This is a genomic window from Pseudomonas asplenii (assembly GCF_900105475.1).
Taxonomy (GTDB): domain Bacteria; phylum Pseudomonadota; class Gammaproteobacteria; order Pseudomonadales; family Pseudomonadaceae; genus Aquipseudomonas; species Aquipseudomonas asplenii.
Genome location: NZ_LT629777.1, coordinates 1,649,163 through 1,670,209, shown reverse-complemented (window position 1 = coordinate 1,670,209; position 21,047 = coordinate 1,649,163). Strand labels below are relative to the sequence as shown.

The following is a 21,047-nucleotide window of genomic DNA, read 5'->3' as shown; positions in this document are numbered from 1 at the left end:
GAGTCAAAGCGCCCGTTTGTGGCGCTCGCGCAGCTCTTCACGTTCTTTGGCTTCGATGCACAGGCTCGCGGTAGGCCGCAGCAGCAGGCGTTTGAGGCCGATGGGTTCACCGGTCTCGCGGCACCAGCCGTATTCACCACGGGCCAGGCAATCGAGGGTCTGGTCGATCTTGTCCAGCAGCTTCTTTTCCCGCTCCAGCAGCCGCAGTTGCCACTGGCGCTGTTCTTCGGCGCTGCCGATATCCGCCGGATCGCTGCTGGGTTCCTGTTCGCGCAGCACCACGAACTCACCGCTGATGCGCTCCTGCAACTCACGACGCTGCTGCAGCAGACGCTCACGGAAGAACGCCAGCTGTGCATCATTCATGTAGTCCGTCTCAGGCTGAGCGAGCAGTTCTTCTTCGGTCATGGTGAGTCAGCTGCCGGGGATTTATTTAATGTTATATTATAACAGTGCATTTTAGCCAATCCCCCCTTGCTCCCAGCGACGAAGGGGGTGATGCTGAACCCGACCCTGCCTTGAGAATGCCGATGCGCCCTGCCCTGAAATACTCGTTGCTGAGCCTGTTGCTGTGTGCCGCCGGCGCCTCGGCGCAGGTTCCCGGCCCACTGGCCAATTGCACCCGCAGCGCCACTCTGCTGGCGTGCAAGGACGCCGCCGGCAACGCCTATGGCGTCGCCACGGTGGGCAAGACGATTTACCTGCAGGGATTCGAAGTGATCGGCAAACGCTACTGGGCGCAGGCCAGCAGCCGTTATGGGCAACTGACCTTCTTTACCGGCATCGCCTCGGATGGCGAGGCCTGGGTGGGCTATAGCCGACGGGTCGGCTGGACCACGGTGAACCGCTTCTCCAGCTCCGGCGGGCTGAGCAAGAAGTTCACCTGTGATCGGTTGGTGGGCTGCTGAGCAAAGGCCTGAGGCTGCCCGATGAAGTGAGGAGACACTTTGTTGTGGCGAGCCTATTCACCACAAAGAGAGTCTGCACTCACCCCAAAGAGGCGCTAGACCAGCACCTCACTCGCCTGCTGCTGCCGCCAGGCAATGTAGCTGTCCTGCGGCGGGTTCTTCTCGAAGTAGGTCTTCAGGCCCCGGAACAACCCATCGGCAATCGCCTGTTGATGCCGGGCCGTCACCAGCCGCTCGCTGTCGCGGACGTTGGAAATGAAGCCGGTCTCGACCAGAATCGACGGCACGTCCGGTGACTTGAGCACCGCGAACCCAGCCTGTTCCACGCGCTTCTGGTGCAGGGTGGTGATGCCTTCCAGGCTGCCCAGCACGGTATGCCCCAGTTGCAGGCTGGCAGCGATGGTGGCGTTCATCGACATGTCGAGAATCACCCCGGCCAGCATCGGGTCCTTGTCCTTGAGATTGAGCAGGCTCTGCGCGCCGATCAGGTCGGCACCGTTCTCGCGCTGGGCCATGAAACGCGCAGTGGTCGAGGTTGCGCCGCCTTCGGACAGGCAGTACACCGAAGCCCCCGAGGCAGTGATCCGCGGCGCCGCGTCGGCATGCACCGAGATGAACATGTCGGCGTTGTGCTTGCGTGAGAACTCCACACGCTTGCGCAGCGGCACGAAGAAATCGTCGTTGCGCACCAGGCGCACATCGAAGCCTTTTTCGCGCTTGAGCCGTTTGGCCAGCAGTTGGGCGATCGACAGCACCACATCTTTCTCGCGCTGCCCCTTGGAGCCCAGCGCACCGGGATCCTTGCCGCCGTGCCCGGGGTCGACCACCACCATGATGTCGCGCTTGGGATGGGCCTTGCCCGACGCCGGCTCATGACTGACCTGCGGCGCTGCTGCCGCGGCCAGGGCCTGAGGCGCCACGGCAGCGCTGCCGTTGCTGGCCAGGTCGAGCACCAGCCGATGCCCCTGACCGTCGCCGGGCGGTAGCAGGAAGCTGGTCAACTGCACCGGGTTGCTCAGGTCGAGAACGATCCGCGTGTCGCCCTGACCGAAATGCCCCGAGCGAATCGAGCGGATCACCGTGTTCTTCAGGGCCAACTGACTGAAATCCCCGGTCAGCTTGGCCCCACTCAGATCGATGATCAGGCGCTCGGGCGCGGTCAGGGAAAACGTCTTGTACTGCACCGGGCCACTGAGATCGAGCACCAGCCGCAGCTTGTCAGCGGAACGCCATAGTCGGGCGTTCTGGATCTGTGCTGCCGACACACCCAGTGGAATAAAGGCCGCGCTGGCCAACAGAAAATTAAGCAATTGACGTCTATGCATGAACCGATAACCACGAATCAAGGGAGCGTCCATGCTCGATATGGCGGTGTAGAGCCCTGAAAAAAAGGCTTCGTCTAGCTAATCGTTATAATATAACATGTCATTTTATTTCAAACGATGGGCCTGTTCATGAATGCGTTGACGCTGCCGGATATCGCCGCGCAGTCATCCCGCCAAGCCTTGTCCCTTGAGTGGGTTGGCATGTGCGGCATTGCTCTGCCCGTGACCATCGAAGGCCAGCGCCTCAGCGCCAAAGCCGACGCAGGGGTCAGTCTCAACGATGGCGAAGCACGGGGCATTCACATGTCACGGCTGTACCTGGCCCTGGAGCGACTGGAGCAACAGGACCTGACGCCGACGCTGCTGCGCGACGTGCTGCAACAGTTCCTCGACAGTCACGACGGTCTCTCCCACAACGCCTACCTGCGTCTGCATACCGAACTGCTACTCAAGCGTCCGGCATTGGTCAGCCCGTTGGCCGGCTGGAAAACCTATCCCGTCAGTGTGTTAGCCGAACTGAAAGGCGGAGTGTTCCACGTGGAACTGAAAATTGACGTGGCCTACTCATCCACCTGCCCCTGCTCGGCGGCACTCGCCCGGCAACTGATCCAGCAACAGTTCAAGAAAGACTTCGCCAACCAACCGCTGGAACATGACCAGGTCTTCAACTGGCTCGGTAGCAGCCAAGGCATCGTCGCTACGCCCCACAGCCAGCGCAGCATGGCACACCTGCACATCCGACTTGATGAAACAACGTACAGGTTTGCCTTCGAGGACCTGATCAATGCTGCCGAGTCGGCCCTCGGCACCGCCGTACAGACCGCCGTGAAACGTGCCGACGAGCAAGCCTTCGCCCTCGCCAACGGCCAGAACCTGATGTTTTGCGAAGACGCGGCACGGCGCCTGAACACGGCGCTCAAGGATTCCGACGCGGTACAGGGTTTCCACCTGCGGGTAGTGCATGCCGAAAGCCTGCACGCCCATGACGCCGTGGCTGAAAGCCGCTGGAACTGGAGTCAGGCATGATCCGCTGCCAAGGCCTGCGCTGGGGCGCACCGGGCCAACCACTGACCCCCGCCGTGGATTTCAACCTGGCAGCCGGCAGCCTGACCGCAGTGATCGGCGCCAACGGCACCGGCAAGAGCAGCCTGCTGAAAGTCCTCGCCGGCTTGCAGAAGCCGCTGGCCGGCAAGGTCCATCTGGACGTTCCACGCCGTGGCGGCCTGTCGTTCCTGCCGCAACAGCAACACCTCGACCGGCAGTTTCCCATCAGCCTGCAGGAGCTGGTGGCGGCCGGCCTGTGGGGGATCAAGCAGACCCCGCAACAACGCAACGAACGCCTGCAGGCGGTGATCGCCGACTGGGATCTCGAAGGCTTGGAGCAGCGCCCACTGATGGCCTTGTCCGGTGGCCAACTGCAACGTGCGCTGCTCGCCCGTCTGAGCCTGGCTGAAGCCCCCGTACTGTTGCTCGACGAGCCCCACGCCGCTCTCGACGAAGAAGGCCAGGCACTGCTGTGGAAACATATCCACGCCTGGCATGCGGCCGGTCGGACCCTGGTGGTGGTCTGCCATGACCTCGCCGCCGTACGCCTGCACATCCCCGATGCCCTGCGGATCAAGGACAGTGGCTGTGTCCTGGCGCCGAGCCACGAGTTGATCGTGCAACAACCGATCACGCAGGTGGCCTGATGCTGATGTTCGTCCAGCACCTGTGGCAGCCGTTCCACGATTTCGTCTTCATGCGCCGGGCCCTGCTCGGTGGCCTGGTCCTGGCCTGCAGCACGGCGCCACTGGGGGTATTCCTGATTCTGCGGCGCATGAGCCTGATCGGTGACGCGGTGGCCCACGGCATCTTGCCCGGTGCCGCCATCGGTTTCTGGATCGCCGGCCTGAGCCTGCCGGCACTGACCCTCGGCGGCCTCGGCGCCGGCATGGGCATGGCCGGCCTCTCGGCCTGGATCACCCGTAAAACCGGCCTGCGTGAGGACGCCAGCCTGGCGGCGATCTATCCGATCTCGCTGGCCAGCGGCGTGATGCTGCTCGGCATCGCCGGCAAGCGCCTGGACCTGCTGCACCTGCTGTTCGGCTCAGCGCTGGCGGTGGATGGGCCGACCCTGACCGGCATGCTCTGGGTCTGCAGCATCAGCCTGGTGCTGCTCGCGGCGATCTACCGGCCACTGCTGCTGGACACCCTCGACCCGCTGTTCCTGCAGACCGTCAGCCGCCTCGGCCCGCTGGCCCATGGTGTGTTCCTGACGCTGGTGGTGCTCAACCTGGTGATCGGTTTCCAGGCCATCGGCGCCCTGATGGTGGTCGGCCTGATGATGCTACCGGCGATCGCTTCACGCTTCTGGAGCCGCCGCCTGCCGGTACTGATGCTGATCGCCGCGCTGCTCGGCTGCGTCTCGGTGGCCGCCGGATTATTGCTGTCGTTCTACTACTCGCAACCCAGCGGCCCGGCCATCGTGCTGGTCGCCGGCTGCCTGTACCTGCTGTCCGTGGTCTTCGGTCCGGTGCACGGTCTGCTGCGCCGCCCGCCCCTGCCATCCCAATGAGGTGTCACCTGATGCGCGCTTTACTCGTGTTGTTCAGCTCCATGCTGGCCTTGTCGTTGCCCCTGTCCAGCGCCCAGGCGGCGGACAAGCTGCCCGTGGTCGCAAGCTTCAGTATTCTCAGGGACATCACCCAACAGATCGGCGGCGACCATATCCAGGTCACCGCGATGGTCGGCCCGGACGCCGACGCCCACACCTACGAACCCACCCCGGATGACGCCCAAGCACTGCTCAAGGCCAAGCTGATCGTCAAGAACGGCCTGGAGTTCGAACCCTGGCTCGACCGCCTGGTCACCAGTACCGAAACCAAGGCCCCGGTGGTCACCGCCAGCAAGGGCGTGATCTCGCACACCATGGAAGAGGACGGCGAAACCGTTCCCGATCCGCACGCCTGGCACAACCTGGCAAACGCCGAGCTGTATGTGAACAACATCACCAAGGCACTGATTCAGGTCGACCCGGCCAACAAGGCCGATTACACCCGCAACAGCCAGGCCTACCTGAAACAGATCTACCGCCTGCTGGCCGAAGCCAAGGTCAAGCTCGGCAACCTGCCGGCCGGCAACCGCCGTATCGTCACCTCCCATGACGCCTTCGGTTATCTGGGCCAGGCCTATGGCATCCAGTTCATGGCGCCCCAGGGCCTGTCCACCGAGCGTGAACCGTCGGCGGCCGAAGTGGCCAGCCTGATCCAGCAGATCCGCAAGGACAAGGTCAAGGCCGTGTTCATGGAGAACATCAAGGACTCGCGCCTGCTGCAACAGATCGCCGACGAAAGCGGCGCGAAGATCGGCGGCACGCTGTACTCCGACGCCCTCGCCGCCGAAGGCCCGGCCAGCACCTTCCTTGGCCTGTTCGAATACAACATGAACACCCTGCACGCCGCCTTGAGCCAGTGATCGCCCACCACAGGGCCCTTCGGGAGACTCCAGCATGATTCGCAAGAACCCTTCCGGTGACCTGCCGGTGATCGCCGAATCCGCCTATGTGGACAAGACCGCGATCATCTGCGGCAAGGTGGTGATCGGTGAAAACGTCTTCGTCGGCCCCTACGCGGTGATCCGTGCCGACGAGGTCAACGAACGCGGCGATATGGACCCGATCATCATCGGCGCCAACTCCAACATCCAGGACGGGGTGGTCATCCACTCCAAGTCCGGTGCGGCGGTGACCATCGGCGAGTTCAGCTCCATCGCCCACCGTTCGATCGTCCATGGCCCCTGCACGGTCGGTAATCGGGTGTTCATCGGCTTCAACAGCGTGCTGTTCAACTGCGCGGTCGGCGACGGCAGCGTAGTGCGGCACAACTCGGTGGTCGACGGTCGCGATCTGCCGCCGGGGTTCTACGTGCCCTCCACCACCCGTATCGGTCCCAACACCGACCTGTCGCAATTCCCACCGGTCAGCGTCAGCGCCTCGGAGTTTTCCGAGGACGTGGCGCGCACCAACGTCGACCTGGTGCGGGGCTACAAAGCCCTGCAAAACGAGTTCTGAGCATGAGCAGCCTGCTGATCCGCAATGCCCGCGTGGTGAACGAGGGCCGTCAGTTCGACGCCGATATCCGGGTGATCAACGGCCGCATCGACACCATCGCCCCAGAGATCAGCAACGCCAGCGCCGACGTGGAAATCGACGCCGCTGGCGACTGGCTGCTGCCGGGAATGATCGACGACCAGGTGCACTTCCGCGATCCGGGGTCGCCGGCCAAGGGCAGTTTCCACAGTGAGTCGCGGGCCGCAGTGGCCGGCGGCATCACCAGCTACATGGACATGCCCAACACCCGTCCGGCAACCCTGACCCTCGATGCTCTGGCCGACAAGAAACGCCGGGCGGCAACCGCCTCGGTGGCCAACTACGCTTTCCACTTCGGGGTCAGCAACGACAACCTCGACACCGTGGCGGCCCTCGATCCGCGCCAGGTGGCCGGAGTCAAAGTGTTCATGGGCGCCTCCACCGGCAACATGCTGGTGGACGACCCACACATCCTCGAGCGGCTGTTCGCCGAAGTGCCGACCATCCTGTTGGCCCACTGCGAACACACGCCGACCATCGACACCCGCCTGAAGAATCTGAAGGACCTGTTGGGTGGCACGGTTCCACCGACCGCCCACCCGCTGATCCGCAATGCCGAAGCCTGCTACCGCTCCTCGTCGCTGGCGGTCGAACTGGCGAAAAAGCATGGCACCCGCCTGCATGTGCTGCACCTGACCACCGAGCGCGAACTGGAACTGTTCGAAAACAAACCGCTCGGCGAAAAGCACATCAGCGCCGAAGTCTGCCTGCATCACCTGCTGTTCGATGAAAACGACTACCCGCGCCTGGGCAACCAGATCAAATGCAACCCGGCGATCAAGCAACGCTCGGACCGCGACGCCCTGCGCCAGGCCTTGTTGAGCGACCGACTGGATGTGATCGGCAGCGATCACGCGCCGCATACCTGGGAAGAAAAGCAGCGGCCCTACGAAGAGGCCCCCTCCGGCCTGCCACTGGTACAACACGCGCTGCCGGCACTGATGGAACTGGTGGCGGACCATGTTCTGCCACTGACCACGCTGGTGGCCAAGACCAGCCACCGGGTCGCCGACCTGTTCGCCATCGCCGAGCGCGGTTATCTGCGTGAGGGTTACTGGGCCGACCTGGTGTTGCTCAATCGCCAGCCCCTGAGAAGGCCGGTCAACAGCGAACGGATTCTCTATGAGTGCGGCTGGACGCCCTTCGCCGAACGCAGTTTCCGTCATCACGTCGGCACCACAGTGGTCTCCGGGCAGATCGCCTGGCATGCCGGCCAGATTCAGGACGGCTGCCAGGGCCTGCCCCTGCAGTTTCTTCGCTGATATGCCCCTATTCGACCAAGGACCTCATCGATGATCCGCATCACTTTGCCCGACGGCTCGCAACGCGAGTATGACCAGCCGCTCTCGGTCTTCGAAGTGGCCGCCAGCATCGGTGCCGGCCTGGCCCGCGCGACAGTGGCAGGTTGGGTCGACGGCGTCCTGGTCGACTGCACAACCCTCATCGAACGGGACGCGACGGTGACTCTCGTCACCCCGCGTGACGACGAAGGGCTGCAGATCCTGCGCCACTCCTGCGCGCACCTGCTGGCCATGGCGGTCAAGCAGCTCTATCCCTCGGCCCAGGTCACTATCGGCCCGGTGATCGAGGATGGCTTCTTCTACGACTTCGCCTACGAGCGACCCTTCACCCCCAAGGATCTGGAGCTGATCGAGAGCCGGATGCAGGCCCTCGCCGCAACCAACCACTCGATGCGCCGCCGCACCCTGCCGCGCAACGAAGCCATCGCCCATTTCGAGGGACTGGGCGAGCACTACAAGGCCGAGCTGATCCACGCCATTCCTGAAGGCGAAACGCTGTCACTGTACCGCCAGGGCGACTTCGAGGACCTGTGTCGCGGCCCTCACGTACCGTCGACCGGCATCCTGAAGGCGTTCAAGCTGACCAAGGTGGCCGGTGCCTACTGGCGCGGCGACGCCAGCCAAGCGCCGCTGCAGCGGATCTATGGCACCTGCTGGGCCAACATCCAAGACCTCGACGCCTACCTCACCCGCCAGGAAGAAGCCGGCAAGCGCGATCACCGCAAGCTCGGCACGCAACTGGACCTGTTCCACTTCGACGACTGCGCACCGGGCTCGGTGTTCTGGCATGCCAAGGGCTGGACGCTGTTCCAGCAGTTGATCAGCTACCTGCGCCAGCGCCAGGAACAGGCCGGCTATGTCGAAGTGAATACCCCGGACGTGATGGACCGCGGTCTGTGGGAAACCTCCGGGCACTGGCAGAACTACTGTGACCACATGTTCACCACCACGACCGAGGACCAGCGGGTTTTCGCCCTCAAACCGATGAACTGCCCGGGCGCGGTGTCGATCTTCGGCCACGGTCTCAAGAGCTACCGCGACCTGCCACTGCGGATCGCCGAGTTCGGCAAGGTGCACCGCTACGAACCGTCCGGCGCCTTGCATGGGCTGCTGCGGGTGCGCCACTTCACCCAGGACGACGCGCATATCTTCTGCACGCCGGCGCAGATGCAGGCCGAATGTGAAACGGCGATGGCGCTGGTGTTCGATATCTATCGCGAATTCGGCTTCAACGAGGTCGTGGTGAAACTCTCGACCCGCCCCCTCAACCGCATCGGCAGCGACGACACCTGGGACCAGCTCGAAGGCGCCTTGATCGGCGCCCTGGGCCGGATGGGCATCGATTACCGGGTCAATCCCGGTGAAGGCGCCTTCTACGGGCCGAAACTGGAATTCGTGCTGCGCGACGCCATCGGCCGCGACTGGCAATGCGGGACCTTGCAGGTCGACCTCAACCTGCCGGAGCGCTTCGATATCGGCTACATCGGCGAAAACGGCGAACGCCAGCGACCGGTGATGCTGCATCGGGCGCTGTTCGGTTCGCTGGAGCGCTTCATCGGTATCCTCATCGAGCACTACAGCGGCGCCCTGCCGCTGTGGCTGTCACCGTGCCAGGCGGTGGTACTGAATATCAGCGAGGGCCAGGCCGACTATGCCCGCAGCATTGCCCAGCAGCTCAAGGCCCAGGGTCTGCGAGCGGTGGCGGACCTGCGTAACGAGAAGGTCGGGTACAAGATTCGCGAGCACAGCCTGCAGAAGGTGCCGTATCTGCTGGTGGTCGGCGAGAAGGAAAAGGCGGCGGGCGTGGTCAGTGTGCGCCGCCGCACGGGGGAGGACCTGGGAACGATGGATATCGAAGACCTGCTGCAAAACCTCTCTTCCTGACGCCACGCATCTTGCAGGAGCAAAACCTGTGGGAGCCGGCTTGCTGGCGATAGCGGTGGATCAGTCAGCGAAGGTTGCTAAAAGATCGTAATCGCCAGCAAGCCGGCTCCCACAAGGTGTCCGTGTTCCTGCGGTCATCAGGAACGCGGCTTCACCGCCCCGCAGTCCTGCCCCAGCCAGACCGCCTTGGTGTCCATGCTGCCATTCTGCTGGACGCCGGTGGCATTGAAAGTACCGCTGACCTTGGTGTTGAACTCGCGGTCACTGACGAAATGCGCCGTGCCCGCCCCTTGGGCTTTCGGACAACTGAAGCGGAATTTCCAGTCCGGGCCGTTGCGCTCGGTGACCTGCTGCTGGCAACCGGATTGCGGATCGGTCAACGGAATCGATTCGGACGCCACCTGTTGTTGCGTCAGGCAAACCCGCACGCCCTGCCCGCCCAGATTGATCCCCTGCTTTTCCAGGGCCGCCCGCTGCTCCGGTGTGGTGTTCTGCTTGAGCACGCCCAACAGCATGCCGACATCCAGCGACTGGTTTTCCACCTGCACATTGCTGGAGGTCAGTTCCCACAGGCCGGGCTGCAACACTTGCGCCTGGGCGACGGGAATCACAAAGGCACAGGCAATGGCCAGACCCGGCAGACGAAGGTTCATCGTATAGCTCCTAAGAAATGGTCCTGCTTAGACGTCAGAATCATGCTTGGGTTGCGTAAGGAATTAAATAGCGACAATCGCGCCGGAACATGGTCTGTTAGACGTCAAGGATTCCAGGATCAGGACCCCATGGATTATTTCGGCCCCCATGTCTTCGGCTATCTGATAGCCCTTATTCACTCACTCGGCACCCTCGCGGCGATTCACGCCGTGTTGACCGTACGCACCGCCCAGGGCTCGATCGCCTGGGCGCTGTCGCTGATTTTCATGCCTTACCTCACGCTGATTCCCTACCTGGTCTTCGGCCGCAGCACCTTCGACGCCTACATCCAGGCACGCCGCCAGGCCAACGTGGAAATGCGCAAGGCCATCACCGACCTGAACTGGCGCCCCTGGGTCGAGGAAGCGCTGGCCGCGCGCAACTCGCAGGCCTATGCCGCGCTGCGGGCAATGCCCAAGCTCGGCCGCATGCCGTGCCTGGCCAATAATCAGGTGCGCCTGCTGGTCAACGGCGAGGCCACCTTCGAGGCGATTTTCCAGGCCATCGAGCAGGCTCGTCATGCCGTGCTGGTGCAATTTTTTATCGTCCACGACGACCGCCTCGGCCGGCGCCTGCAGGCGCTGCTGAAAAAAAAGGCCGCCGAAGGGGTCGAGGTCTACCTGCTGTATGACGGCATCGGCAGCCATGCCCTGCCCCACGGCTACGTCGACAGCCTGCGCGAAAGCGGTGTGCGGGTGAAGGCGTTCGCCACCCGCAGCGGTTGGCTCAACCGTTTCCAGGTCAACTTTCGCAACCATCGCAAGGTGGTGGTGGTCGATGGGCTCACCGGGTTCCTCGGCGGCCACAACGTCGGCGACGAATACCTCGGTGCCAAACCGCCACTGTCGCCCTGGCGTGATACCCACGTGCAAGTCAGTGGTCCGGTGGTGGCCTGCCTGCAGGAGTCGTTCGCCGAAGACTGGTTCTGGGCCGCGCGCCAGCTACCGCCGCTGATCCTGCCAGACACCTACCCCGATGACGGCATACTCTGCCAACTGCTCGCCAGCGGCCCGGCCGACCCGTTCGAAACCTGTTCGCTGTTTTTCGTCGAGGCCATTCACGCCGCCCGCGAACGGATCTGGATCACCAGCCCGTACTTCATCCCCGACGAAGCGGTGTTCGCCGCCCTGCGCCTGGCGGTCCTGCGCGGCGTCGACGTGCGTCTGCTATTGCCGTCACGGCCCGATCACCGGATCGTCTACGCCGCATCCAGTCTCTATGCCTTCGAGGCGGTGCGTGCCGGCGTCCGGGTGTTCCGCTACGGGCCAGGTTTCCTGCACCAGAAAGTGGTGCTGGTGGACAACGAAATCAGCGCAATCGGCAGCGCCAACCTGGACAATCGCTCGTTCCGGCTGAATTTCGAGTTGATGCTGCTGACCGTGGACGAAGCCTTCGCCCGCGAGGTGCAGACGATGCTCGAGAAGGACTTCGACCTGGCCCACGAAGTCACCCGCGAAGACAGCCGGGAAACCCACCGCCTGCAACAACTGGGCATGCGGGTCGCGCGGCTGATCTCGCCGATTCTCTGACCTCAGCGATACAGGTCGGCGCGGGTCCAGGGCAGGTCATGGCTGCCATTGGCGAACGGCTTCACCGCGAGAATCTGATGCAGGTTGATCCAGCCTTTCTCGAACGCGTAGGCACACCCGGCCAGGTACAGCCGCCAGATCCGCAGGGCCTTTTCCGGCACCAGCCGGGCAGCGGCGTCCAGGTTGTTCTCCAGGCGCTGACTCCACTGGTTCAGGGTCTTGGCGTAGTGCAGGCGCAGGCTCTCGACATCGACCACCTCCAGCCCGACCTCGCTGACGGCGGCCGAGATCATCGACAGGTGCGGCAGCTCGCCATTGGGAAAGACGTAGCGGTCGATGAAGTCCCCGGCCCCACGCCCGACCGGACGCCCGTCGGTGTGCTTGGCGGTGATGCCGTGGTTCAGCACCAGCCCACCCTCGCGCACCGCGCCGAACAGGATGTTGCTGTACGACCGCAGATTCGCGTGGCCGACGTGTTCGAACATGCCGACACTGACCACCTTGTCGAAGCGAGCATCCTGCGGCAAGTCGCGATAGTCGAGCAACTGCAGGTCGACCTGGTCCTGCAGACCTTCGGCGACCACCCGTTCCCGCGCCAGCGCCAGTTGTTCCTTGCTCAAGGTGATACCAAACACCTTGGCCCCGAATTCGCGCGCGGCGAAGCGCGCCAGACCACCCCAGCCGCAGCCGACGTCCAGCAGATAGTCGCCCGGCTGCAGGCGCAGCTTGCGGCACAGGTGGCGGAACTTGGCTTGCTGGGCCGCCTCCAGGCTGGCGTTGGCGGTTTCGAAGTAGGCGCAGGAGTAGACCATGTCGCGGTCCAGCCAGAGCTGGTAGAAGGCGTTGGACAGGTCGTAGTGGTAGGAAATCGACGCCGCGTCGGTGGCCTTGTCGTGGGACTGGCGCGGCACCTGGTGGTCGTCTTCGTCGTTCAGCAGGGCCTGGCTCAACTCATCGCAGATTCGCACGACTTCGCTGACCGATCCTTCGAGTTCCAGCTGGCCTTCGACGAAGGCACTGCCGAGCAGGTCCAGGGTCGGATGGCTGAATTGCGCGACGAGTTGTGGGTCCTTCACGATGATCGTGATACGAGGTTGCGGCCCGAGGTCGAACTGATGGCCATCCCAGAGTTTAAGACGCAGCGGTAGCTGTAGATTCTGTAAGGCCGGTGGAAGTTGCGCGAGCATGAGTAATCCCCCCTTGTTTCAGACGTCTGAACAAAGGGTAGCCCATGTGTGAAAACTGTCATCCTATCGGGATGATAGACCCGATTGATGAGGTTCGCCTGCTGGCCTGCAAGAAATGCGAACCTGTAGGCGAAAAGGCCTGCAGGAGCCGGCTTGCTGGCGATAGCGATGTATCAGCCAGCCACGTTGTCGACTGAATAATGGTTATCGCCAGCAAGCCGGCTCCTACAGGATGGGGATGACTCCGGCAGCTTGAGCAACGGCTCCTGGAAGCGCAGCAACCGCCCCGCATTGCCCAGTACCAGCAAGGTGCTGAGGTTGTGCAGCAGCGCCGCGATCATCGCCCCCGCCACGCCCAGCCAACCGAAAGCCGCCGCAGCGACGATCGCCAGGGTCCAGCCCAGACCGATCACCACATTGACCTGCAAGGTCCGCCGGCACTGGCGACTCAGGCGCACGCAGGTGCCCAGGCGGCGCAGGTCGCTGCCGATCAGCACCACGTCGGCCGAGGCCAGGGCGATATCCGCCCCGCCAGCCCCCATCGCCACGCCGACCACCCCGGCCTTGAGCGCCAGCGAGTCGTTGATGCCATCCCCCACCACCATCGGCCGAAAGCCGCTGTCGATCTCGCCAAGCACCCGCTTGAGCTTGTCTTCGGGCAGCGCCTGGGCGGCGACATCGCTGATACCGACCTCCCGGGCCAGGCTGTCGGCCACGCTCTGGCGGTCGCCGGTCAGCAGCAGCTGCCGGCCCAGGCCCAGCTCACGCAGCTCGGCCAGAGCATGGCGGGCCTCGGGTTTGGTGCTGTCGGCGAGCAACAGCCAGCCGAGGAACTCGCCGTCGAGGGCCAGCCCGGCAATCGGCCCGTCGTGCGCGGGCACCGGCGCGGTGGCGATCGACAGTTGGCTGAACAACTCCGGCCGCCCCAACGCGGCCTGCCCCTGGGCAGTGGTGGCGACCACACCCAACCCCTGGCGCTCCTGCACCTCGCTCAAGGCGACAGGCTCGACCGACTCCACCAGGCCGGCCAGCGCCCGGCTGACCGGGTGACTGCTGGCCGATCCGAGACTCGCCGCCAGGCGCAGCAATGGTTCATGGTCCTCGACCGTCGTCTGCAGCGACTGCAAACGCAGGCTGCCGTAGGTCAGGGTGCCGGTCTTGTCCACCACCAGCGAAGTCAGGTCGGCCAGCTCTTCGAGAAACGCCGAGCTGCGAATCAGGATGCCATGCCGCGCCGCCACGGCGATCCCGGCAATCGCCGTGGCCGGCGCCGACAGCACCAGCGCACAGGGACAAGCCGCAACCAGTACGGCCAGCATCGCCTGGGCATCCTGGGTGATGAACCAGGTGACCGCAGCGATCATCAGGACCAGCACCAGATAACTCCCGGCATAACGCTCCAGCAGGCGGGTGATCGGCGGCTTCGCCCGTTCGGCGCTCTGCATCAGCGCAATCACCTTGCCCAGGGTCGACTCATGGCCGGTGCGGGTCACCTCGATGCGCAGCAGGCCGTCGAGGTTGATCGCCCCGCCGAACACCTGGACGCCAACACTCGCCTCCAACGGTACCGACTCACCAGTGATCGGCGCAGTGTCGAGACTCGCCTGGCCCGACAGCACCACGCCGTCGGCCGGGACCCGGTCACCGGCGCGCACTTCCACCCGGTCGCCGGCCTTGAGGCGGCTGTTATCCACCTCAAGCACGCTGCCGTCGGCCTGTACCTGCCGCGCCTGGCTGCGGGTCAGTCGGCCCAGGGCATCGATGGCTTCCTGGGAACCGATGACGCTGCGCTCCTCGAGCACGTGGCCGAAAATCATGATGATCGGCAGCAGCGCGGCAGTCAGCAGGTCGCCGGTGGCCCAGGCGCCAAGCATCGCCAGGGCGATCAGTTGGTCGGTAATGCCGTGCAGGCTCGGATAACGCAGGCTGTACCAGGCCGAGCGCATCACCGGCACCGCCACCAGGATCGAGGCGAAACCGAGCAACAGCTGGCTGACTCCGACCTGCCCGGGCGCCAGCCAGCGCCATACCAGGCCGAGCCCCAGCAAGCCGAGGGCGAGCATCGCCAGCAGCAGTTGGCGGGCCGCGTTGCGTTGTTCGGCGCTGCTGAGCAGGCTGGCCGGCGGATTGGCCGCGAGGGTCGCACTCATTGTTCAGCTCCCTGGATGATCAGGCGGGAATCGTCCCGAGGGTCGACCGTGGTCACCGACCCGGCCTGTTGGAGAATCTTCGGCAGGCGTTCGCGGTAGAGCCGCAACAACAGGCCCGGATCGCTGCCGTTCTGTTGCGCCTTGGCGAGGCTTGCCACCGTCGCCGTGTCAGCCTGGGCCTTGGCCAGACGCTCGCTGGCCTGGGCTTCGGCGACCCGGACCAGGCGGTCGGCGTCCTGGGTCGCCGACTGGTTGAGCTTGGCCGCTTCGTTACGGGCGTTGGCTACGGCCTTGTCGGCTTGCTGGCTGGCGGTCAGCACGGCATTGAACGCGTTCACCGCAGGGCCCGGCAGGCTCGACTGAACATCGACCCGCGCCACTTCAAGACCAATCCCCTGCCCGCTGGCCGCCAGCTCGGCCAGGCGCCGATTGACCGCTTGCAGCAGATCGCCGCGCAGGCGCTCGCGTCGTTCGGCGGCCTGACTGTCGCTGCCGATCAGCTCGGGACGGGCCACCAGGATGGTGTCCAGGTCCCGCGCAGCGGTCAGGGCCACCGCGCTGCGGGTGACGATCCGGTCCAGAGCCGGCAGCACGTGGTCGGCCTGCAACACAAAGGCATAGGGGTCGGTCACCTTGTAGAACACCCGGACATCCAGTTGCACCACGCCAGCGTCGCCCGTCAGCAGGTAACCGGAGCCGGCCAGGGCATCGGTGACCGGCACCGTCGGGGTCGCCTGACGATCAGCCTGCAACGCGGCATCGGAGCGCAGCAGACCCTCGACGCGGCGTTCGATCACCCGGTCGGCCGCCGGCAGGATCACCACCTGTTCGAACGGACGCGGCCAGGCCAGCAGCAACCCGGCATTCTGGATGCGCTCCAGCGCACCGAGGCGCAGGACCACCGCACGCTCCTGCGGGTCGATCTGCCGGACATTGGAAAAAGCCCAGGCCAGCGCCGCCAGCACGGTCACCGCGTACAGGCCGAGAAACGCCAGGCGTCCTGCCTGGATCCACGGGCTGTCGAGGCCTCTCGGTTGCTGTGGGTGCTCACTCATGGTTGCGACCCGGCCTTGCCTTCAGCCTTGTCGAGCGCTGTGGGCGGCCCATCGACCAGCACCCGGAACGGCGCGGCGTCGGTGCGCAGGATCAACCGGGTGCCCGGCGTGACGATCGTGCCAAGGGTGTCCAGCGAACGCAGCAGGTTGTACAACTGCGGCGAGCCAGCGTAGGCCCGGCCATAGATCTGCGCCGCCTCGACCCGTGATTGCGCCTCGATATCGGCGGCCTTGACCGTCGCCTCGGCCTGCAAAATGCGCGCATCGCGCTCGGCGGCAGAGCGGATCTGCGCGGCCTCGCGCTTGCCGATCGCCGTACGCTCGGTGGCGATGGTTTCCCGTTCCGCGCGCATCCGGTCGACCGTCGCCGTCAGCGTCACCGAAGGCAGCGTCAGGCGCTCGATCCCGACCTGCAAGACCCGCACACCATAAGTCGACAGCAGTTGCTGGTCGATCTGCTGGCGCAACTGCGCCTCGAAATCGGCAATGCGGACCTGGCTGGCGTCGGTGTTGACCAGGCTCGACAGGTCGAAACTGGCGGCAGTGGTTTCCAGTGCCGAGCCGACGAACGTACGGATCTGCCGCGCCGCTTCGTCCGGCTGGTTCTGCACCGCACGCATGAAGCGCTCGACGTTCTGCCGGTCGCCCTGGACCTGCCAGGCCACGTAGGCCTGGATGATGATCCGCAGGCCGTCGCGGGTTCCGACATCCTGCAGGCCACTGGAGGTGGTGCGCAGACGCAGGTCAACCGGAATCGCCGCTTCGAACGGTGCCGGCCAGCGCCAGCCGAGGCCGGGTTCGAGCAGCACCCGCGACGGGTTGCCAAAACGGGTGATCACCGTGGCCTCGCCGGAACGCACCTGCACCAGGCTCGCCGCGGCGACCGCGAACAGGATCAGCAGCAGCGCCCAGCCCATGCGGCGCCACGGAAAGGGCCCGCCGCTGCCGGCATCACCGTGGTGATGGTGGCCGTGATGGTGATGCCCGTGAGGGTGACCGGCATGATCGTGATGAGCATGCGACTCGTGGGAATGGGAGTGGGACAGGCTCACGGGGTGACTCCTTGCTGAACGGCTTTACGCGCAGGCATCGGGTCGGCCGGCAGCGTGAATGAACGCAGATCGAGGGTGGGCGCACTGTTGCCGCCCAGACGGTGATCGAGCACCAGCAACTTGGCCCTGGCCAGCCCCTGGCTCAGTTGTGCCAGGTACTGCTCCAGCACGAAGGCCCGGCCGGCCTGGGCATAAGCCTGGCGTTCGGCGCTGAAGCGCAGGTCCGCCGCACGGGCACCGGCCTGTATCTCCTGGGCACTGGCCAGGGCCTGGTCCTGGACGACACTGGCCTGCAGTTGCGCCTGGTTGGCCTGTTCGCTGGCGGCGCCGCGCTCGCGGGAAATCAATGCCTGGGCGCTGATCTGCGCCGCCTGCACCGCGTGATAGGCGTTCGCCGCCCCCGCCGGCGGATGGATCGCCTCGACCACCGTGGCGAGGATCTCCACGCCGCTGTCCAGGCGCTGCAGGTCGGCCTGCACCGCCCGACCGATATCCTCGGCCAATGCCGTGCGCTGCTCACCGAGCAGGCCATCGAGGGTCCGCGAGGCGAAATCATGCACCAGCACCCGGCTGGCAGTGCTGCGGATCAGCGTGGGAACGTCGGCACTGTTGTAGGTGGCGGCCAGCGCCGCCTGGTCGCTCAGGCCGATGCGATAGACGAAGCGCACGTCCATGTTGACCACTTGGAAACCCTGTCGGTCGCCACTGCTGCTGGCGATCACCTGAGATTTTTCGTTCACGTGACTGGCGTCCCACAGACGGTTGGCGCTGGCCGGTGGCAGACCTTCGGCCGGTTCGGGCTCGGCGCCAGCGGCGGCATCGACGCTGGTGGCCAACTCATGCACGACACCGTTCTCCACCGCCAGCACCCGGCCCAACGGCCAGGGCAGGCCAACATGCAACCCGGGGCCGAAAACCTCCACCGGCTTGCCGAAACGTTCGTAGATGCCCCGTCCCTGCAGTGGTACCTCACTGACCCCGCTCAACAACCAACCCACCGCCAGCACCACCAGCAGCACTGGCGCGAACGCCCGGCGCATATAGCTGAAAGCCCAGATCTGGCGCAGGTCGATGCCGAAGCGGTTATGTAATTCGTCCTGCAACGCCAGCAGCGGTTGTGGCGGCCAGCGCAGCAGGCCGGCAATGAAGCTGATTGCCACCAGACGCGGTTCCAGGCTGTCACGCCGGGGGCTGAACAGCGACAATAGCGCCCGCAACAGCAGCTCTGCCGCGACCAGTGCTGGCAACAGCCCGAGCAGCGTCAGCAGGCGGGCTGGCCACAGGCTTTGCGGGCCGCTGAACAACAGGCAGAGGGCACTGAGCACCTGAACGACGATCGCCACCCTGACGAGCCGGGCCAGAGCCCCGGCTTCCGGCCACTCAACCGCAGGGGCCTGGGCAAACTGGCGCTCCAGCACCAGCAGGGCAAACGCCAGCAGCAACCCCAGGGCCGCCGCCACGGAGCCGCTCAGGCCCATATTCGCGCCAGCCAGCGTCAGGTTCCAGGTCTGTTCGACACTCACCAGCGCCAACAAGGCCCAACCGGCCAGCCACAACGTCGCCGCGCCGATCTGCGCCAAAGCGTTGCGCCACAGGCCCTCCAGGCGGACGAGCAGGCGCTCGTAGGCGCCCAGGGGCTCCATCGGTGCCATGCCCGCAGCATCGCCAGGCGCAACGTCTGCGGGGGCGCTGGCCTGCTCGCGCCAGCGCGCCACGCCGGCCGCCGACTGCAAGGCCGCGACCAGCACCAGCAAGGCCGCCGCGTTGTTGTTCAACAATGTCGGCCAGATCGACACCGGCGCAAACAGCCCGACAAAGAACCCCAGCACCAGGCCACTGAGCGCCAGTCCCGCCAGGCCCATGCTCAGGCGGCGCAGTTGGCGGACCTGCACACCCGCCCGTTGGAAGCGCGGCAGGCCCTGCAAACCGGCCCGCGATGCTTCAAGATCCACTTGCATGTCCACTCCAGACCCGATGCCAGCACCGAGGTCATCCATCGTCCAAATAGCCGGCGACCCGACGCTGACGTCAGGTCGCTGCGCCAGCAGGCACCTTTGAAATATTTAGTTACCTTATAACAGAAAAGATGAATTTTCCGTCCAAGAACCGGTTTTTATGCGCCCTGCGCCATCCCGTAGTGCTCCAGCACTGTTATGAATGAAACCCCATGACGAGAATCGTCCAGAAGCGGATGAACCCCGCATAAAAAGGAAATTTCCTTAATACTGATTCATCTCCCCAGACATTACTTACACTCACAATATATAAGTCCTACAGATAAAACCGAGCCTATAAACTAAAGCCCAGCGCAATGTAACAAAATCCAACAAGAGAGCAGCTTGATTGGTCAATCCTCAGTGACTAACATCCGAACATCCGGACGATATTTGTCGGGACTTTCATACCCCACCCCACTAAAACCGCAACGTCGGAAGACCCCGGAGACCCGGCAACACAAGCCTGCAAACGATTATCCACGGCACATCCCGGCACGATGTCCATTGTGGATAACAATGAGGTAAAACCGATGAGTTGCAATAATTTATAACTATATGCCAAACGGCAAACACACTTGACACCCCATTGTGCGTGCTGGTGAACCATAATATCGCCAACACTCAGCCCGCACCCCAACGACGGAGCTGCCATGAGTCGTGATCTGAATCAGTATTGTTTCTTCCAACCGCCTTCCGGGTCTTTCGGCAATCACAGCGGGATCAGTTGCCTGACCATCAATCAACCCGGTTCACGCCTGGCACTGAATAACCTGCTGGATGTCATCAGTCATGAAATACGCCAGGAAGACAATGAGAACGTCCATCGCCTGACCTTCAAGAGCGGCCAGACACTTTGCATAAAAGTCGACGCCAACCTGATTACGGTTCGAGGTCCGCGTATCAGCTTCCATAGCGACGCGCGCCATCCCCAGGTCACGTACCTGGAAGATCCCGCACTGAGCAATAGTGGCAATAAGATATCAGTCTAATCACTCCAGCACCTGAATCCAGCGGCTTACGACTGGATTCAGGCTGCAGCCAGCCGCCTTTTACCCCGCCCCTGCAAAGTTTGTTTCTTGAATGTGCATGACTGCACGGATTTTTATTCCGAAGCTAATGTCAGCGTTAAGCATTTGTGGCAATAATCCATCCACTTCGCCGATAAACGGCAGTGCCTGAATCCGCCCCTTCCGGACCCTCGCCCTCTCAGACAAGGACCGTCGCTTCCATGCCTTCGATCTACCAGCTCAAACCCCGCTTTCAGAACCTGTTGCGGCCCGTGGTCCAGCGTCTTTTCGACAATGGCACCACCGCCAACCAGGTCACTCTCAGCGCGGCATTGATCTCCCTGCTGGTCGGCGCGCTGGTTGCCACCTTCGCCAGCCACGCCTGGGTATTCGCGATCATCCCGTTGTGGATGATCCTGCGCATGGCGCTGAACGCCATCGACGGCATGCTGGCCCGCGAGTTCGGCCAGCAGTCGAAGCTCGGCGCCTACTTGAACGAATTGTGCGACATCATCGCCGACAGCGCGTTGATCCTGCCTTTTGCCTTGTTACCCGGGGTCAGCCTGCCAGCGGTGCTGCTGGTGACCCTGTTCGCGCTGTTCAGTGAATACGCTGGCGTGATGGGGCCGCTGGTCGGCGTTTCGCGCCGTTATGACGGCCCGATGGGCAAGAGTGACCGGGCCTTTGCCCTTGGCGTGGTCGCCACCGGCGTCGCCCTCGGGCTGCTCAACGCCCTGTGGATAAACGGCCTGTTCCTGCTGATGGCGGCATTACTGGTGGTCACACTGATCAATCGTGTCCGCCAGGGTCTGAAAGAAGCCGGCTGAACC

19 protein-coding genes are annotated in these 21,047 nt (G+C 64.0%); 11 read left to right on the top strand and 8 right to left on the bottom strand.

Annotated features, from left to right (window positions below; all coding sequences use genetic code 11):
- Positions 1 to 3: 3 nt before the first annotated feature.
- Positions 4 to 408 (bottom strand): RNA polymerase-binding protein DksA, encoded by a 405-nt coding sequence (gene dksA, locus BLU37_RS07550; protein ID WP_010447661.1) that lies wholly within the window; start codon positions 406 to 408, stop codon positions 4 to 6.
- A 122-nt stretch (positions 409 to 530) separates the two neighbouring features.
- Between dksA and BLU37_RS07545 the strand changes: the two genes are divergently transcribed.
- Complete coding sequence (locus BLU37_RS07545; protein WP_010447659.1) at positions 531 to 908, top strand: hypothetical protein; 378 nt, start codon at positions 531 to 533, stop codon at positions 906 to 908.
- Between the two features lie 95 nt (positions 909 to 1,003).
- On the opposite strand, the gene BLU37_RS07540 is transcribed toward BLU37_RS07545, so the two are convergent.
- On the bottom strand, positions 1,004 to 2,233 hold the full coding sequence (locus BLU37_RS07540; RefSeq protein WP_090210911.1) for an N-acetylmuramoyl-L-alanine amidase: 1,230 nt from the start codon (positions 2,231 to 2,233) through the stop codon (positions 1,004 to 1,006).
- Positions 2,234 to 2,362: 129 nt separating this feature from the next.
- Here BLU37_RS07540 and folE2 point away from each other — a divergent pair, with 129 nt between their 5' ends.
- The 7 genes from folE2 to thrS are packed head-to-tail and all read left to right on the top strand — an operon-like array spanning position 2,363 to position 9,547.
- Positions 2,363 to 3,259 (top strand): GTP cyclohydrolase FolE2, encoded by an 897-nt coding sequence (gene folE2, locus BLU37_RS07535; RefSeq protein ID WP_090203675.1) that lies wholly within the window; start codon positions 2,363 to 2,365, stop codon positions 3,257 to 3,259.
- A complete protein-coding gene (locus BLU37_RS07530; RefSeq protein WP_010447654.1) occupies positions 3,256 to 3,924 on the top strand; it encodes a metal ABC transporter ATP-binding protein in 669 nt (222 codons plus the stop codon). Before folE2 ends, BLU37_RS07530 begins: the two co-directional genes overlap by 4 nt.
- Entirely contained in the window at positions 3,924 to 4,790 is an 867-nt protein-coding gene (locus BLU37_RS07525; RefSeq protein WP_019362296.1) for a metal ABC transporter permease, read from the top strand. Before BLU37_RS07530 ends, BLU37_RS07525 begins: the two co-directional genes overlap by 1 nt.
- 11 nt (positions 4,791 to 4,801) lie before the next feature.
- Positions 4,802 to 5,689 (top strand): metal ABC transporter substrate-binding protein, encoded by an 888-nt coding sequence (locus BLU37_RS07520; protein WP_010447651.1) that lies wholly within the window; start codon positions 4,802 to 4,804, stop codon positions 5,687 to 5,689.
- A gap of 34 nt (positions 5,690 to 5,723) precedes the next feature.
- Positions 5,724 to 6,284: a gamma carbonic anhydrase family protein gene (locus BLU37_RS07515; RefSeq protein ID WP_090203672.1), complete on the top strand. Its 561-nt coding sequence runs from the start codon at positions 5,724 to 5,726 to the stop codon at positions 6,282 to 6,284.
- Between the two features lie 2 nt (positions 6,285 to 6,286).
- On the top strand, positions 6,287 to 7,624 hold the full coding sequence (locus BLU37_RS07510; protein ID WP_090203667.1) for a dihydroorotase: 1,338 nt from the start codon (positions 6,287 to 6,289) through the stop codon (positions 7,622 to 7,624).
- A gap of 30 nt (positions 7,625 to 7,654) precedes the next feature.
- The gene (gene thrS, locus BLU37_RS07505; RefSeq protein WP_090203664.1) at positions 7,655 to 9,547 is read left to right on the top strand and encodes a threonine--tRNA ligase; all 1,893 of its coding nucleotides are present in this window, start codon (positions 7,655 to 7,657) and stop codon (positions 9,545 to 9,547) included.
- Positions 9,548 to 9,684: 137 nt separating this feature from the next.
- Here the strand turns inward: thrS and BLU37_RS07500 are convergent, their stop codons facing one another.
- The gene (locus BLU37_RS07500; protein ID WP_010447644.1) at positions 9,685 to 10,200 is read right to left on the bottom strand and encodes a DUF3617 domain-containing protein; all 516 of its coding nucleotides are present in this window, start codon (positions 10,198 to 10,200) and stop codon (positions 9,685 to 9,687) included.
- Between the two features lie 129 nt (positions 10,201 to 10,329).
- Between BLU37_RS07500 and cls the strand changes: the two genes are divergently transcribed.
- Positions 10,330 to 11,769: a cardiolipin synthase gene (gene cls / locus BLU37_RS07495; protein ID WP_090203661.1), complete on the top strand. Its 1,440-nt coding sequence runs from the start codon at positions 10,330 to 10,332 to the stop codon at positions 11,767 to 11,769.
- Positions 11,770 to 11,771: 2 nt separating this feature from the next.
- Here cls and cfaB read toward each other — a convergent pair whose 3' ends face one another.
- From cfaB to hflK (BLU37_RS07470), 5 genes are all read right to left on the bottom strand, one after another.
- Entirely contained in the window at positions 11,772 to 12,956 is a 1,185-nt protein-coding gene (gene cfaB, locus BLU37_RS07490; protein ID WP_010447640.1) for a C17 cyclopropane fatty acid synthase CfaB, read from the bottom strand.
- A 173-nt stretch (positions 12,957 to 13,129) separates the two neighbouring features.
- The gene (locus BLU37_RS07485) at positions 13,130 to 15,106 is read right to left on the bottom strand and encodes a cation-translocating P-type ATPase (protein WP_232000476.1); all 1,977 of its coding nucleotides are present in this window, start codon (positions 15,104 to 15,106) and stop codon (positions 13,130 to 13,132) included.
- On the bottom strand, positions 15,103 to 16,161 hold the full coding sequence (hflK, locus tag BLU37_RS07480; RefSeq protein ID WP_010447636.1) for a protease modulator HflK: 1,059 nt from the start codon (positions 16,159 to 16,161) through the stop codon (positions 15,103 to 15,105). Before hflK (BLU37_RS07480) ends, BLU37_RS07485 begins: the two co-directional genes overlap by 4 nt.
- On the bottom strand, positions 16,158 to 17,213 hold the full coding sequence (gene hflC, locus BLU37_RS07475) for a protease modulator HflC (RefSeq protein WP_090203658.1): 1,056 nt from the start codon (positions 17,211 to 17,213) through the stop codon (positions 16,158 to 16,160). The genes hflK (BLU37_RS07480) and hflC overlap by 4 nt, the downstream gene beginning before the upstream one ends.
- Positions 17,210 to 19,171, bottom strand: coding sequence for a protease modulator HflK (gene hflK / locus BLU37_RS07470; protein ID WP_090203655.1), 1,962 nt, complete (start codon positions 19,169 to 19,171; stop codon positions 17,210 to 17,212). Before hflK (BLU37_RS07470) ends, hflC begins: the two co-directional genes overlap by 4 nt.
- Positions 19,172 to 19,860: 689 nt before the next feature.
- On the opposite strand from hflK (BLU37_RS07470), the gene BLU37_RS07465 reads away from it, so the two are divergent.
- Both BLU37_RS07465 and BLU37_RS07460 read left to right on the top strand, forming a co-directional pair.
- Entirely contained in the window at positions 19,861 to 20,199 is a 339-nt protein-coding gene (locus tag BLU37_RS07465) for a hypothetical protein (protein WP_090203653.1), read from the top strand.
- A gap of 239 nt (positions 20,200 to 20,438) precedes the next feature.
- A complete protein-coding gene (locus BLU37_RS07460) occupies positions 20,439 to 21,044 on the top strand; it encodes a CDP-alcohol phosphatidyltransferase family protein (RefSeq protein WP_019362302.1) in 606 nt (201 codons plus the stop codon).
- The last annotated feature ends 3 nt before the right edge of the window (positions 21,045 to 21,047 follow it).

Excerpts from the sequence above, each read along its gene's own strand:
- dksA (WP_010447661.1), bottom strand. The coding sequence starts at position 408 with ATGACCGAAGAAGAACTGCTCGCTCAGCCTGAGACGGACTACATGAAT.
- BLU37_RS07545 (WP_010447659.1), top strand. The coding sequence starts at position 531 with ATGCGCCCTGCCCTGAAATACTCGTTGCTGAGCCTGTTGCTGTGTGCC.
- BLU37_RS07540 (WP_090210911.1), bottom strand. The coding sequence starts at position 2,233 with ATGCATAGACGTCAATTGCTTAATTTTCTGTTGGCCAGCGCGGCCTTT.
- folE2 (WP_090203675.1), top strand. The coding sequence starts at position 2,363 with ATGAATGCGTTGACGCTGCCGGATATCGCCGCGCAGTCATCCCGCCAA.
- BLU37_RS07530 (WP_010447654.1), top strand. The coding sequence starts at position 3,256 with ATGATCCGCTGCCAAGGCCTGCGCTGGGGCGCACCGGGCCAACCACTG.
- BLU37_RS07525 (WP_019362296.1), top strand. The coding sequence starts at position 3,924 with ATGCTGATGTTCGTCCAGCACCTGTGGCAGCCGTTCCACGATTTCGTC.
- BLU37_RS07520 (WP_010447651.1), top strand. The coding sequence starts at position 4,802 with ATGCGCGCTTTACTCGTGTTGTTCAGCTCCATGCTGGCCTTGTCGTTG.
- BLU37_RS07515 (WP_090203672.1), top strand. The coding sequence starts at position 5,724 with ATGATTCGCAAGAACCCTTCCGGTGACCTGCCGGTGATCGCCGAATCC.
- BLU37_RS07510 (WP_090203667.1), top strand. The coding sequence starts at position 6,287 with ATGAGCAGCCTGCTGATCCGCAATGCCCGCGTGGTGAACGAGGGCCGT.
- thrS (WP_090203664.1), top strand. The coding sequence starts at position 7,655 with ATGATCCGCATCACTTTGCCCGACGGCTCGCAACGCGAGTATGACCAG.
- BLU37_RS07500 (WP_010447644.1), bottom strand. The coding sequence starts at position 10,200 with ATGAACCTTCGTCTGCCGGGTCTGGCCATTGCCTGTGCCTTTGTGATT.
- cls (WP_090203661.1), top strand. The coding sequence starts at position 10,330 with ATGGATTATTTCGGCCCCCATGTCTTCGGCTATCTGATAGCCCTTATT.
- cfaB (WP_010447640.1), bottom strand. The coding sequence starts at position 12,956 with ATGCTCGCGCAACTTCCACCGGCCTTACAGAATCTACAGCTACCGCTG.
- BLU37_RS07485 (WP_232000476.1), bottom strand. The coding sequence starts at position 15,106 with ATGAGTGCGACCCTCGCGGCCAATCCGCCGGCCAGCCTGCTCAGCAGC.
- hflK (WP_010447636.1), bottom strand. The coding sequence starts at position 16,161 with ATGAGTGAGCACCCACAGCAACCGAGAGGCCTCGACAGCCCGTGGATC.
- hflK (WP_090203655.1), bottom strand. The coding sequence starts at position 19,171 with ATGCAAGTGGATCTTGAAGCATCGCGGGCCGGTTTGCAGGGCCTGCCG.
- BLU37_RS07465 (WP_090203653.1), top strand. The coding sequence starts at position 19,861 with ATGAGTCGTGATCTGAATCAGTATTGTTTCTTCCAACCGCCTTCCGGG.
- BLU37_RS07460 (WP_019362302.1), top strand. The coding sequence starts at position 20,439 with ATGCCTTCGATCTACCAGCTCAAACCCCGCTTTCAGAACCTGTTGCGG.